This window comes from Flavobacterium sp. P1_E4, assembly GCF_056405915.1.
The window spans coordinates 176,861-189,747 of record NZ_JBFUBE010000003.1 but is presented as its reverse complement, the minus strand read 5'-3'; the positions used below and the strand labels follow the sequence as shown (position 1 = coordinate 189,747).

The following is a 12,887-nucleotide window of genomic DNA, read 5'->3' as shown; positions in this document are numbered from 1 at the left end:
TAAAGAAATAAGTAGTTTTTCAATTTTGATTTTCATAGACCGTTTTTGAATCTAATTTGTATATTTGCACCAGTTTTCAAAAATATACCAATTTTATCTGCATTGAGTACAACATCAAATCCCACCTCGATTAAATCTATTTACATTGACTTTAAAGCTATTACTAAGGCTGGTTTGGCTATTAGTGTTGTTTTTTCTTCAATAGCAGGTTATGTTCTTGGTTTTGATACCACACACACTTTTAGTTGGTTAGTTTTGTTGAAATTGGCAATTGGAGGATATTGCATGGTCGGAGCTTCTAATGCTTACAATCAAGTAATAGAGAAAGATTTGGATGCTTTGATGGATCGAACAAAGAATCGTCCTGTTGCCTCTGGAAGAATGTCTCCTAGTTTGGCTTTGATTGTAGCAAGTTTGCTTACTATTTTAGGAGTTGCTTTGCTTTATACGATAAATCCCAAAACAGCCATGTTTAGCGCGATTTCAATTTTCTTATATACAAGTATTTATACACCTCTTAAAACAGTAACTTCGCTGTCAGTTTTTGTGGGTGCTTTACCAGGAGCAATTCCTTTTATGTTAGGATGGGTTGCGGCTACAGGGGAGTTTGGGATTGAAGCGGGAACTTTGTTTCTTATTCAGTTTTTTTGGCAATTTCCTCATTTTTGGGCTATTGGTTGGTTTTTGTATGAAGATTATGAAAAAGCAGGTTTTTTTATGTTGCCAACAGGTAAGAAAGATAAAGGAACTTCTTTACAAATTATATTATATACAATCTGGTTGATGATTGCGTCTCTTTTGCCTGCACTAGGGTACACAGGACGTTTGTTTATTACACCAGCTGCATCGATTTTAGTGTTGTGTCTTGGCCTTTGGATGTTGTTTTATGCGGTTCGTCTGTATCAAATAAAAACAGCAAAAGCAGCAAGGACATTAATGCTTGTAAGTGTTTCTTATATAACGTTATTACAATTAGTGTATATTTTGGATAAATTTTTAAGATAATTATGGAAATGACAATGACAGCCGAAGATCATAAATTGAGAACGGCAAGATCTTATAAATTGATTTTATTGTTCGCCATGGTGAGCATGACAATGATGTTTGCGGGTCTAACGAGTGCTTATGTAGTGAGTCAATCAAGAGCAGATTGGTTGAAGGATTTTCAATTACCATCCGCTTTTTATTTTAGTACAATTGCTATTTTGGGATGTAGTATTACTTTTTATTTGGCAAAAAAAGCAATACAAAAAGATAATCGTAGTAAGACAACTTCATTGCTTTTGGCTACATTAGCTTTGGGGATTTCATTTGTAGTATTGCAATTTGTTGGATTTGGACAAATAGTTGCAAATGGTCATTATTTTACTGGAAATGCTAGTTCCATCACTACAACATTTTTGTATGTAATAGTAGTAGTTCATTTGATTCACCTTGCTGGAGGTATGATATCGCTATTAATTATTATTTATAATCATTTTAAACAAAAATATAATTCAACACAAACTCTTGGAATAGAACTAGGTGCAATGTATTGGCACTTTCTCGACTTCTTGTGGGTTTATTTATTTTTATTTTTATATTTCTTTAAATAAGAAAAAAACGTAAATTTGGAAACTTTTTAACGAATAACTTTTATGGAAGCGACAGTTACTACTGCAAATAGTGAAAAAACTTGGGGAGGCGGCAATGAGCCAATGGGAGCAAGTTATGGTAAATTAATGATGTGGTTTTTTATCGTATCAGATGCCTTAACGTTCTCTGGATTTTTAGCAGCTTACGGGTTTTCTAGATTTAAATTTATTGAAACATGGCCATTAGCCGATGAGGTGTTTACGCACTTTCCATTTTTACACGGTGTATCTGCTCCGATGTATTATGTGGCGTTAATGACTTTTATTTTAATTTTTTCATCTGTAACAATGGTTTTGGCTGTTGATGCAGGACATCAAATGAAAAAGGATAAAGTAGCCCTTTATATGTTTCTAACAATCATTGGAGGTTTAATTTTCGTTGGTTCTCAAGCATGGGAATGGAAAAATTTTATCAAAGGAGAATATGGTGCTGTTGAGACAACAGGGGGTAGCTTGCTACAGTTTGTTGACAAGGAAGGTCATCGTGTTGCCTTGGAAGATTTTGCTGCGAAATTACCAGTTGAAAGAGAGCAATTGTCAAGAGCTAAAGGAAAATGGTTCATGGATGAAGCAGCTATTCCTAGTTATACAGTAGCAGAAGTTCAAGCTGGATTCAAATCTCATCCTGATGTTTTGGTGAGAATTGAGACTTTAAACAAAGAAAAAGAAAAAATTGTCCTTTCTAGAGAAGAATCTCTAGTGCGTTTGGATCAAGCTAAGATAGTTATTGAAGGAGCCAATCTAACTCATAATGAATACGGAAGTAAACTTTTTGCTGACTTCTTTTTCTTTATTACAGGTTTCCACGGGTTTCACGTTTTCTCAGGTATAGTAATTAATATCATTATCTTTTTTAATGTTCTTATGGGTACTTACGAGAAAAGAGGAAGTTACGAAATGGTTGAGAAAGTGGGGTTATACTGGCACTTTGTTGATTTAGTTTGGGTATTTGTTTTCACATTCTTCTATTTAGTTTAATTTTAGATTTATCATTATGTCACACGCACATGTTTCTAATACAAAAAGAATTTGGACTGTTTTTGGTCTATTATCTTTAATCACAACTGTTGAGGTTGCTTTTGGTATCATTAGACCAGATGCATTATACATGCACACTTTTTTAACTATGAGCTTGTTAAACTGGTTGTTTATCATACTAACATTAGTTAAGGCATATTACATTGTATGGGCATTTATGCACATGGAAGGAGAAAAAAAAGCATTGAGAAATGCTGTTGTTTTTCCATTAATATTCTTAGTTTGTTATTTGCTTTTTATTTTATTGACAGAGGGAGACTATGTATTTGAGGTTTTTAAAAATTCTACTATTAAATGGAATTTTTAACAAGATATTAATTCAATGAAAAAGGTATCCGTCTCGACGGATGCCTTTTTTTATTTTAATACAATAAATTTTATAAAGTTATAATGAAAAAAAATATTGTTCTTTTTGTATTGTTTATATTGCCTATAGTTGCTTATTTATTTTTTGCATCGGGGGTTAATAGCTTTACAAAATTGCCTGTTATTACACCAAAAATTCCTGATCTTGGGGAATGGAAAACCTTAAATGGAGAAAAAGTAAGTTTGGACAATAAAATTACAATACTTGGTTTTTCCGGTACTGAAATTCTTAAAAATAGAGGTAATTATTTCAACTTAAATGAAAAAATTTACCAACGCTATCACGATTTTAAAGATTTACAGTTTGTTGTTGTTGCTCCTTTTGGAACAGAAAAAGATGTTAAAGCTGTAGTTGATGCTTTAGGAGCTTTTACAGATGTAAGTCAATGGCATTTTGTATTTACCACTCCTGAAGAAATTAAGGCATATTTTGGTCAGCTAAAACTAAAAGGGAATTTGAATCCTGATTTGGGTACTCCAGATGTTTATATCGTTGATAAAGAAAGAAACTTGAGAGGAAGAAAGGAAAAGAAAGGTTATAAAGAAGGGTATAGTACATTCCATCCAGCAGAATTAAGTAATGAAATGTTGGACGACTTCAAGGTTATTCTTTATGAATATCGTGCCGCTTTAAAAAAGAATCATAACGCAACAAAACAATTGTAAAAGATGCTTAAAAATAAATCATATATAGGGATTTCTTTTGTGATACTTGTTTTTGGAATATATGCTGTTCCGAAAATTGTAGATAGAATGCAAAATAATAGTGTAGTTCAGGGTGATCGTTTGGACAAAGTAAGTGGTTCTAAAGCTATAGATGGTAAGTTGGTTAAAATTGGACCTGCTCCAAAATTTGAATTAACCAATCAAGACAATGTGAAAATTTCTAATGACTTTTATAAAGGGAAAGTATATGTTTTGGAGTTTTTCTTTGCAACATGTCCTTCTATTTGCCCTAAAATGAATGCTAATATGGTGACGCTTCAAAATGATTTTTTTGGGAATCCTAATTTTGGAATTGTTTCGATAACAATAGATCCTTTACATGATACTGCAGCAGTTTTAAAAGAGCATGCTAAAATATTAGGGGTGAAATCATCCAACTGGAATTTTTTGACTGGAGACAAAGATTATATCTACAATTTGTCTAATAAAGGATTTAATATCTATGTTGGTGAAAACAATAAAGTACAAGGAGGTTTTGAACATTCTGGGCTTTTTGCTTTAATTGATAAAAACGGAAATATCAGATGTAGAAAAGATGATTACGGCAATCCAATTTTATATTATGACGGTTTGGAGAAAAAAGGAATTAGAGATATTCAGCAGGATATCAATATATTATTAAAAGAATAAAAATGAAAGAAAATACAATAGATCAAAAATTTAATAAGTTTATAATTGTTGTTTCAATCGTAATTCCGGTAGTGGTTGCGATTCTTTTTGGAGTTAAGTTAAAAGATTTTGGATATGATGTTGCTCCATTATCCTTTTTACCACCAATCTACGCTGCTATAAACGGACTTACAGCTATGGTTTTGGTATTGGCAGTTGTGTCTATTAAAAACGGAAATAGAGCTCTTCATGAAAGATTGATGACTACGGCTATTTGTTTATCTGTCACATTTCTTGTAATGTATGTAGCGTATCATATGACTTCGGACTCTACAAAGTTTGGAGATATAAATCATGATGGAGTGTTAGATTTAATCGAAAAAGGGAATCTTGGAAGTTTAAGATTAGTTTATTTTTTTATATTAATATCACATATTATTTTATCGATTGCAGTTATTCCACTTGTCTTGGTTACTTATGTGAAAGCCCTAGCCAGTAAATTTGATAAACATAAAAAAATTGCCAAAATCACTTTTCCGATTTGGCTTTATGTAGCCGTTACTGGAGTAATTGTATATCTAATGATTTCGCCTTATTATGTTTAGTAAAGTAAATAGAAAAGAGGAAATAGTAAAAAGAAGAATTGGATTAAAAGTATATTTCTATATTTTATGTTCTTTATTCTTTTCTTTTTCTTCGTATGCGCAATGTGCAATGTGTCGGGCTGCTTTGTCCGGTGATGAGAATAAAGCCAAAGCCGCTGCTGTAAATGATGGAATCGTTTATCTTATGGTGATTCCTTATGTGCTTGTTGGAGCACTTGGTTATTATGTCTATCGAATGAAAAAGAAGAAACAATAGGTCAATATCAATTGCAAAATTCATTTGCAATGGCATAAAAAAAAACAGTTTCTAAAAATATTTTTAGAAACTGTTTTTTTATTATTATGTAGTAATCAGTAAAAAAAAACAACCAATCATTACTTTTTTGCTGAATACCGTAAACTGATTACTTGAGTCCGTCGATAGCAACATTTATGGTTCCATTTACTTTTATAAAAGCAATCATTGCTTGGTTGGTTAATTCTATTTTTTGAAATTGTATGTCTTCCATTTTTCCGTTAATAAAAACGCCAGGCATAGGAGAATAGTTTTTTAAATAACCCATCATGCTTTGTTTAGCATCATCCAAATTTTGTTTGATAGAATAACGACAACTTTCCTCTATTTTTTTCAAAATAATTCCTTGAGCTAGCCAGTTTGCTGTACGCATCAATTTGCTTTTGGTGTCTAATACATAATCCAATTTATCAAAATAGATTTCTTTGGTTGTATCATTATATTGCGGAATTCCATTCAAATAAATAGTCCCGTTAACTGATCCTAAAAGATCTAGAGCAATTACCAATTTTCCGTCTTTGTGCCAAATTGCAACGTTTTGCACTTTTACTTTTTTGCTTCCTGATCCAAATTCTTGCCCAACAAAATTGGTTGTCATTAATTTAGAAGCGTCTTGATAGGTGGAAACAGCAGCTATATTCGCAGAGATTTGTTCTGGAATTTTTTCAACGGCTTTTAGTGCAATTTTGTTCGCTTCAAATTTTGATTCAGGCTTTTTTCCAATTGAAGTTTCCATATTACATTTCATGCCCATGTTGAGTAAAAAGGAATCGTTTTTTAGTTTAGCATTGGTTGAATATGCTTCTATTGGAACAATTCTGAGCCAGCTTTTATAAGTTTCACTCATTTCAAAAGGGGTACATATTTTGGATAAAGCATCCATTACATTCGGTTTGAAATCCATGGAGTCTTCAATGGCGGTATCAATGCTTTTTTCAATTTTTGATTTAAAAAGACTTACTGCAGGATTGATGAGATACGTTACAGGCATATTTTTTCCAAAGACTGTCATTGTTGGACTTTCAACCCAGTCTAATGATTTTAAATTTGTTTTTGAACTTAATTTCCAATTGTTTAAACTTACGCTGCTCAACAAAGTGACTATTCCATTCAGATTGAACTCTTGTGTTTTGTATAAATCAACACCCATAGTTTTTGTTCCAATTCTATATTTGACCCAAACTTTTAAAGGTAATACGGTTTTTATTTTTTCACCTTCTTTTCCATGGTCATTGGTAATACTTATTGGAGCTTGTTTCCAGACTTTTATTTCAATATTGTCGTCTTCAATATTATTGTCTTCATATATCAAACCATTCAATAAGGTGTTGGTCTGGTTCTCAATATCTTTTAGTTTAATGCTAACGGGTAAATTTATATAAGAAGGTGTATTCGTATAAGTCAGTGGTACTGCATCGTCAGGTTCGGGTTTTAATGCTTCTATTTTTTGGGAAGTTGATGAACAACTTGTAGTTAGCGTTAATATAGTCATGAAAATTATTATAATCGAAAGAGATTTTAGCATTTGTTTGGTGTTTTGAGTGCAAATTTAACAAAACAAATATATTTTTTGGTTAAGGGTGTAACATTTTAGTGAGATATAAGTCTTATAAAATGTGCATAAGGAAAAATTGGTTGAAAACACTAATTGATGATGTGCGAATTATATATGGGTGATTAAAAAATAATTAGAAAGCCTGTAAATTAAAATAGTAATTTTAAAATTCTTTTTTCTAATTGCTATTTTTATAACATAAAAACTATTGCTTTAAAATAAAAGAAATCATGATTGAAATTAAAGACTTACACAAATCATACAAAATGGGACATTCCGAATTGCATGTGCTAAAAGGAATTAATTTCAATATAAAAGAAGGGGAATTGGTAGCCATTATGGGATCATCAGGATCAGGAAAGTCTACTTTACTTAATATTTTAGGAATTCTTGATGAAGCCGATTCAGGACTTTATACTTTGGACAATGTGCCAATTAAAAAATTAAATGAAACTCTTGCTTCAAAATACCGAAACCAATTTCTTGGTTTTGTTTTTCAATCTTTCAATTTGATTAATTACAAAAGTGCATTAGATAATGTGGCTTTGCCTTTGTATTATCAAGGATTAAAGAGGAAAGAACGTAATGAGATCGCAATGAAATACCTTGAGAAAGTAGGACTGGCTTCTCATTCACACCATTTACCAAATGAGCTTTCAGGAGGACAAAAACAACGTGTGGCCATTGCAAGAGCTTTGGCTTCCAACCCAAAAGTGTTATTGGCGGATGAGCCTACTGGGGCTTTGGATACATTGACTTCCTATGAAGTGATGGAATTAATTCAAGGGATCAATGATGAAGGTAAGACTATTTTGATAGTGACACACGAACCTGATATTGCCGCTATGTGCAAAAGAAATGTAGTCTTGAAAGATGGATTAATCATTGATGATAAAATGGTAGAACAAGTTAGAGCTTCTTCTTATGTTTAATATTGAACGCTGGCAGGAAATATTTGAGGCAATTGCCAAAAATAAGCTGAGAACCTTTCTCACGGGAGTTTCTGTGGCTTCGGGTATCTTTATTTTGGTGATTTTGCTTGGGGTTGGAAAAGGTTTGCAAAACGGAATTGAAAAATCATTTGAACGTGATGCTGCTGGTGTAATTGAAGTTTGGTCAGGTGCAACTACAAAAGCCTACAAAGGATTAAATCCGGGAAGGCAAATACAATTTAGAAATAGCGACTATGATATTTCGGTTCAAAAATTTGGGGATAAATTAGACAAAAAAGGATCTACATATACTGCATGGGGAATAAGTGTAGTATATGGTAAAGAATCTGGGAATTATCAGTATCGTGGTGTTAACCCCGATTGTTTGGCAATTGAAAACGTAGCTGTTATTCAGGGGAGATATATCAGTCCAAATGATTTGACTCACAACGAAAAAGTGGCTGTCATTGGTCAAAAAGTTAATTTAGATTTATTCAAAGGAAAAAATCCTATTGGAGAACAAATAACGGTGAATAATATCAATTTTAAAGTAGTTGGTGTTTTTACTGATCCTGGAGGAGAGAGAGAAGAAAGCAGGGTGTTTTTACCATTAACCACTGCACAAAGGGTCTTTGGGCTAGGAGATAAAGTTGGTTATATGGCTTATACTCTAAATAAGAAAGATACTTATGAGGAAGCTTTGGCAGAAGCAGCCAAATTCACTACAGATTTGGGGACAATATTAAAAAGTAAAAATGGAGTTGCTCCCGATGACGAAAGTGGTATTGGGATTCATAACTCAACTGTTGAAGCCAAGAAGTTTTATGATTTGAACCTTTATATTCGATTGTTTTTTTGGTGGGTTGGAATCTGTACTATTATTGCCGGGGTTGTTGGAGTTAGTAATATTATGATGATTATTGTAAAAGAAAGAACCAAGGAAATAGGTATTCGAAAAGCGCTTGGGGCTTCTCCGATTTCAATTATTATAATGATTTTGCATGAATCTATCTTTATTACCACTATTTCTGGTTTTATCGGATTATTGACTGGATTGGCCCTTTTGGAATTAATTGGACCCCATGCGCAGAGTGAATATTTTGTGAACCCACAAGTAGATTTTACGGTAGCGATGTCAACCTTAATTGTTTTGGTAGTGGCAGGAGCTTTGGCTGGATTTATACCAGCTTATCGAGCGGCCAAAATTAGACCTATTGTAGCACTTAGAGACGAATAATTATGTTTGATAGAGAAAAATGGAATGAAATTTTAGAGGCATTAACTGCCAATACCTTCCGAACGATGCTTACTGCTTTTGGGGTGTTTTGGGGTATATTTATTTTGGTGATCTTGTTGGCTGCGTCTAATGGTCTTGAAAATGGGATCAGAAAAGGATTCGATGGTATTGCTACTAATACCATGTTTATGTGGACACAAACTACATCAAAGGCTTATAAAGGGTTACCTAAAACCCGACGATATGATTTTAGAAATAGCGATGTCGATGCTTTAAAACAAAAATTTCCTGACCTATTATACGTTTCTCCCCGCAATCAATTGGGTGATTTTAATGGGGTTAGTAATGTAGTTAGAGGTACAAAAACAGGTGCTTATACTATTTATGGTGATTATCCAGAATTGGTGAAACAAGAGCAAATGGACATTGTTAAAGGTCGTTTCGTAAATCAACAAGATATATTGGCAAGACGCAAAGTTGCCATAATAGGTAATGGTGTTATCAATGAATTGTATATGAATGCCGAAGAGGTCATAGGTACTTACATTAAAATAAACGGCGTCAATTTTATGGTGGTGGGTGTTTATAAATCCAAGGGAAATAATAATGGAAATGCTGAAGGGGCTCAAAAAAATATTTTCATTCCTTTTACCACTTTTCAGCAAGCCTTTAATTTTGGGGATAAAGTAGGTTGGATGGCACTTACGGCAAATGATGATGCGTCAATTACTGAGCTTAGACCAGCAATTCTGGCATTGATTCGAGAGAGACATTCTATTCACCCTGATGATGAAAGAGCTGTTGGTAATTTTGACCTGTTTGCCGAATTTCAAAAAGTGCAGGACTTATTTAATGTTCTTACATTCATAGCTTATTTTGTTGGGACTTTAGTATTGTTATCAGGCATCATTGGGATTTCAAATATTATGCTAATTGTTGTAAAAGAAAGAACCAATGAAATAGGGATCCGAAGAGCATTGGGAGCAACACCAGGCGCCATTCGGTCTCAAATATTATTAGAAGCAATTTTTCTAACCATAATAGCAGGTATGTTTGGTATTGCGGTAGCAACAGGATTACTGGCCATACTGAATATGATTTTAGCGTCAATGCCTTCAGAAGGGATGATGTTTGTGAATCCGAGTGTTAATTTAACAGTAGTTTTTTTAGCCTTATTAATTTTAGTGGGTTCAGGATTATTAGCTGGATTTATTCCAGCACAAACTGCCATAAATGTGAAACCGGTAGATGCTCTACGAACAGAATAAAAACCAATCAAAAAACAATAATAATCGAATAAAATTTATAAAATGAAAAAAGGAGTAACCATAACCGTATTGATTTTAATAGCAATAGTTTTCTTTGGAGCTTTATATTATTTGTACGCAAAAAACCAAGAATCTCCTATAGTTTTTGAAACCGATAAGGTGGAGATAAAAACTATAGTGAAAAGTACTCTGGCCACAGGGAATATTGTGCCAGATGAAGAAGTATTGATTAAACCAAATATTTCCGGAATTATTGAAGCTGTTTATATTAAGGCTGGGGAATCTGTAAAGGCTGGAGACATGATTGCTAAAATCAAAGTTGTGGCCAATGTTTCTAATTTGAGTAATTCTCAAAATCAAGTGAAAACTGCAAAAATTGAATTGGATAACCAAGAGAAACTATATCAAAGACAAAAGACCTTGTTTGATAAAGGAGTGATTTCTGCCAATGATTTTGACGCTGCACAATTGGCCTACAATCAAGCCAAACAAAATTATTATGCCTCGACACAAGGATTTGATATCGTAAAAACAGGTACGGCTTCTGGGTTAGGGAATTATGCCAACACTTTGATTCGTTCTACTGTAAATGGAATGGTATTGGATGTTCCGGTAAAAGTAGGGAACCAAGTAATTGAAAGCAATAATTTTAATGAAGGAACTACGATTGCAAGTGTTGCTGATGTAGGGCGAATGATTTTTGTTGGTAAAGTGGATGAATCTGAAGTAGGGAAAATTAAGTTAAATATGCCTATTGAAATTACTGTTGGAGCAATTGAAAATAAAAAATTCACGGCTGTTTTGACTGATATAGCACCAAAAGGGAAAACAGAAAACGGAGCCATCCAATTTGAAATTAAAGCAACATTAACCAATAGAGACAATACTTTTATCAGAGCTGGTTTGAGTGCTAATGCATCTATAATTCTGGAAAAAGCGAATAATGTTCAAGCTTTAAAAGAATCATTAATTCAATTTGATAAAAAAACAACAAAACCCTATGTTGAGATTCAGACGGGGCCACAAAAGTTTCAAAGAAAAGATATAACATTAGGTGTTAGCGATGGGATTTATGTAGAAGTAAAAAGCGGTATTAAAGCTTCAGATAAAATAAAAGTTTGGAATCTAGGTTTGAAAACTGAGGAAGCAAAACCAAACTAATCACTGAGAAAAGTTTTTGATAAACAAATTAAGTTAAATATAAGCAGTGTGTTTGCTGCGCCTTTACTCCATAACAAATGAAAAAAATAAATTATATAAGTATCGCTTTTATCTTCCTGATTGGATTAGCTTCCCAGGCACAAACCAAGGTTTGGACTTTGGATGAGTGTGTGAGATATGCCGTAAAAAATAATATTTCTATAAAGAACACTGAACTGGATACACTTTCTGCTAGTATTGATAAAAGAGGTGCTTTTGGAAATTTTCTGCCAAGTGCAAGTTTAAATGCAAGTCATTCGTGGAATATTGGTTTAAACCAAGATATTACAACAGGGCTTTTGAGAAATCAGACTACTCAGCAAACGGGTGTTGGAGCCAATGTTGGTGTAGATATATATAAAGGATTGCGAAATCAAAACACAATGCGAAGAGCTAAGCTTTCCATTGTTGCGTCCAAATACCAATTATTGAAAATGCAGGAAGACATTGCCTTGAACGTTGCCAATGCTTTTTTGCAGGTACTTTTTAATAAGGAAAATCTAAAAGTACAGCAGGAGCAATTGGCGATTAATGAAAAACAATACAATCGTTCTGAAGAATTAGTCAAAGCGGGCTCTATTCCACGTGGGGATTTATTGGACGTAAAAGCGACTGTGGCTACTAATAAACAAAATGTTATTAATGCTGAGAATGCCTTGTTGATTTCTAAACTGAGTCTAGCTCAATTATTACAATTGAAAGAGTTTTGGGATTTTGATGTAGTAGATGATACCAATATTAATGACGAGAATAATATTATGTCGGTAAAACCGATTGATATTTATGCCAAGGCAAAAGAAAGCAGAACAGAGTTGAAAATTGCTCAAACGAATTTAGAAATAGCCGAGAAAGATGTTGCAATTGCAAAAGGGGGGTATCAGCCAACTTTAACTGCTTTTTATGGTTTTAATTCAAGGGTTTCTTATGCTGATGTTGTAGCTTTTGATGATGCAGGGAAACCAATAGGGACTAAGTCTGCAGATTCTTTTGGTACACAATTGAATGATAACAAAGGGCAAAATTTTGGATTGCAATTGAATGTTCCTGTATTTGACGGATGGTCTGTTAGAAATAGTGTAGATCGTAATAAAGTTAATTTAGAAAAATCTAAAATTGCATTAGAAAAAGCAGATTTAGATTTGCAAAGAAATGTTTATACAGCTTTTACCGATGCTAAAGGAGCTATGAATGCACATGAATCAGCGATTGTAGCACTTGAGTCGAGAGATGAAGCATATAATTATGCAAAGGAAAAATATGCGGTGGGCTTGATGAATTCTTTCGATTTCAATCAATCACAAACTTTGTTGACCAATGCTCAGTCTGAAGTAATAAGAACCAAATATGATTACATATTCAAGATAAAAATACTAGAATTTTATTTCGGAATTCCAATTGACCAAATCATGAAAAAATAATACT

14 protein-coding genes are annotated in these 12,887 nt (G+C 33.1%); 13 read left to right on the top strand and 1 reads right to left on the bottom strand.

From position 1 onward, the window contains the following. Positions 1 to 90 precede the first annotated feature (90 nt). The 8 genes from cyoE (at position 91) to AC1DY0_RS04470 (ending at position 5,234) form a co-directional block, all read left to right on the top strand. Complete coding sequence (gene cyoE / locus AC1DY0_RS04505) at positions 91 to 1,005, top strand: heme o synthase (RefSeq protein WP_477187608.1); 915 nt, start codon at positions 91 to 93, stop codon at positions 1,003 to 1,005. A gap of 2 nt (positions 1,006 to 1,007) precedes the next feature. Further along, positions 1,008 to 1,595, top strand: a complete 588-nt coding sequence (locus tag AC1DY0_RS04500) for a cytochrome c oxidase subunit 3 (protein WP_477187471.1) — start codon at positions 1,008 to 1,010, stop codon at positions 1,593 to 1,595. 42 nt (positions 1,596 to 1,637) lie between these two features. Next, positions 1,638 to 2,612 carry a cytochrome c oxidase subunit 3 gene (locus AC1DY0_RS04495; protein WP_477187470.1) on the top strand — a complete coding sequence of 325 codons (975 nt, stop codon included), beginning with the start codon at positions 1,638 to 1,640 and terminating at the stop codon, positions 2,610 to 2,612. Positions 2,613 to 2,628: 16 nt separating this feature from the next. Beyond that, the gene (locus AC1DY0_RS04490) at positions 2,629 to 2,979 is read left to right on the top strand and encodes a cytochrome C oxidase subunit IV family protein (protein WP_477187469.1); all 351 of its coding nucleotides are present in this window, start codon (positions 2,629 to 2,631) and stop codon (positions 2,977 to 2,979) included. Positions 2,980 to 3,062: 83 nt separating this feature from the next. Beyond that, positions 3,063 to 3,704 (top strand): hypothetical protein, encoded by a 642-nt coding sequence (locus tag AC1DY0_RS04485; protein WP_477187468.1) that lies wholly within the window; start codon positions 3,063 to 3,065, stop codon positions 3,702 to 3,704. Between the two features lie 3 nt (positions 3,705 to 3,707). Continuing rightward, the gene (locus AC1DY0_RS04480) at positions 3,708 to 4,394 is read left to right on the top strand and encodes an SCO family protein (protein WP_477187467.1); all 687 of its coding nucleotides are present in this window, start codon (positions 3,708 to 3,710) and stop codon (positions 4,392 to 4,394) included. A gap of 2 nt (positions 4,395 to 4,396) precedes the next feature. After that, positions 4,397 to 4,978: a DUF420 domain-containing protein gene (locus tag AC1DY0_RS04475; protein WP_477187466.1), complete on the top strand. Its 582-nt coding sequence runs from the start codon at positions 4,397 to 4,399 to the stop codon at positions 4,976 to 4,978. Beyond that, entirely contained in the window at positions 4,971 to 5,234 is a 264-nt protein-coding gene (locus tag AC1DY0_RS04470) for a hypothetical protein (RefSeq protein ID WP_477187465.1), read from the top strand. The genes AC1DY0_RS04475 and AC1DY0_RS04470 overlap by 8 nt, the downstream gene beginning before the upstream one ends. A gap of 148 nt (positions 5,235 to 5,382) precedes the next feature. On the opposite strand, the gene AC1DY0_RS04465 is transcribed toward AC1DY0_RS04470, so the two are convergent. After that, positions 5,383 to 6,765: a DUF4403 family protein gene (locus AC1DY0_RS04465; protein ID WP_477187464.1), complete on the bottom strand. Its 1,383-nt coding sequence runs from the start codon at positions 6,763 to 6,765 to the stop codon at positions 5,383 to 5,385. Between the two features lie 293 nt (positions 6,766 to 7,058). Here AC1DY0_RS04465 and AC1DY0_RS04460 point away from each other — a divergent pair, with 293 nt between their 5' ends. The 5 genes from AC1DY0_RS04460 to AC1DY0_RS04440 all read left to right on the top strand — a co-directional run bounded on the left by AC1DY0_RS04460 (position 7,059) and on the right by AC1DY0_RS04440 (position 12,883). Next, positions 7,059 to 7,760 (top strand): ABC transporter ATP-binding protein, encoded by a 702-nt coding sequence (locus AC1DY0_RS04460; protein WP_477187463.1) that lies wholly within the window; start codon positions 7,059 to 7,061, stop codon positions 7,758 to 7,760. Next, the gene (locus tag AC1DY0_RS04455; protein ID WP_477187462.1) at positions 7,753 to 8,997 is read left to right on the top strand and encodes an ABC transporter permease; all 1,245 of its coding nucleotides are present in this window, start codon (positions 7,753 to 7,755) and stop codon (positions 8,995 to 8,997) included. The genes AC1DY0_RS04460 and AC1DY0_RS04455 overlap by 8 nt, the downstream gene beginning before the upstream one ends. A gap of 2 nt (positions 8,998 to 8,999) precedes the next feature. After that, positions 9,000 to 10,265, top strand: a complete 1,266-nt coding sequence (locus AC1DY0_RS04450) for an ABC transporter permease (RefSeq protein WP_477187461.1) — start codon at positions 9,000 to 9,002, stop codon at positions 10,263 to 10,265. Between the two features lie 42 nt (positions 10,266 to 10,307). Continuing rightward, the gene (locus AC1DY0_RS04445; protein ID WP_477187460.1) at positions 10,308 to 11,426 is read left to right on the top strand and encodes an efflux RND transporter periplasmic adaptor subunit; all 1,119 of its coding nucleotides are present in this window, start codon (positions 10,308 to 10,310) and stop codon (positions 11,424 to 11,426) included. A gap of 77 nt (positions 11,427 to 11,503) precedes the next feature. After that, entirely contained in the window at positions 11,504 to 12,883 is a 1,380-nt protein-coding gene (locus tag AC1DY0_RS04440; protein WP_477187459.1) for a TolC family protein, read from the top strand. Positions 12,884 to 12,887: the final 4 nt, after the last annotated feature.

Bases quoted from the DNA above. Each gene is read 5' to 3' on its own strand.
- AC1DY0_RS04500 (WP_477187471.1), top strand. From the start codon at position 1,008: ATGGAAATGACAATGACAGCCGAAGATCATAAATTGAGAACGGCAAGA.
- AC1DY0_RS04495 (WP_477187470.1), top strand. From the start codon at position 1,638: ATGGAAGCGACAGTTACTACTGCAAATAGTGAAAAAACTTGGGGAGGC.
- AC1DY0_RS04490 (WP_477187469.1), top strand. From the start codon at position 2,629: ATGTCACACGCACATGTTTCTAATACAAAAAGAATTTGGACTGTTTTT.
- AC1DY0_RS04485 (WP_477187468.1), top strand. From the start codon at position 3,063: ATGAAAAAAAATATTGTTCTTTTTGTATTGTTTATATTGCCTATAGTT.
- AC1DY0_RS04480 (WP_477187467.1), top strand. From the start codon at position 3,708: ATGCTTAAAAATAAATCATATATAGGGATTTCTTTTGTGATACTTGTT.
- AC1DY0_RS04475 (WP_477187466.1), top strand. From the start codon at position 4,397: ATGAAAGAAAATACAATAGATCAAAAATTTAATAAGTTTATAATTGTT.
- AC1DY0_RS04470 (WP_477187465.1), top strand. From the start codon at position 4,971: ATGTTTAGTAAAGTAAATAGAAAAGAGGAAATAGTAAAAAGAAGAATT.
- AC1DY0_RS04465 (WP_477187464.1), bottom strand. From the start codon at position 6,765: ATGACTATATTAACGCTAACTACAAGTTGTTCATCAACTTCCCAAAAA.
- AC1DY0_RS04460 (WP_477187463.1), top strand. From the start codon at position 7,059: ATGATTGAAATTAAAGACTTACACAAATCATACAAAATGGGACATTCC.
- AC1DY0_RS04455 (WP_477187462.1), top strand. From the start codon at position 7,753: ATGTTTAATATTGAACGCTGGCAGGAAATATTTGAGGCAATTGCCAAA.
- AC1DY0_RS04450 (WP_477187461.1), top strand. From the start codon at position 9,000: ATGTTTGATAGAGAAAAATGGAATGAAATTTTAGAGGCATTAACTGCC.
- AC1DY0_RS04445 (WP_477187460.1), top strand. From the start codon at position 10,308: ATGAAAAAAGGAGTAACCATAACCGTATTGATTTTAATAGCAATAGTT.
- AC1DY0_RS04440 (WP_477187459.1), top strand. From the start codon at position 11,504: ATGAAAAAAATAAATTATATAAGTATCGCTTTTATCTTCCTGATTGGA.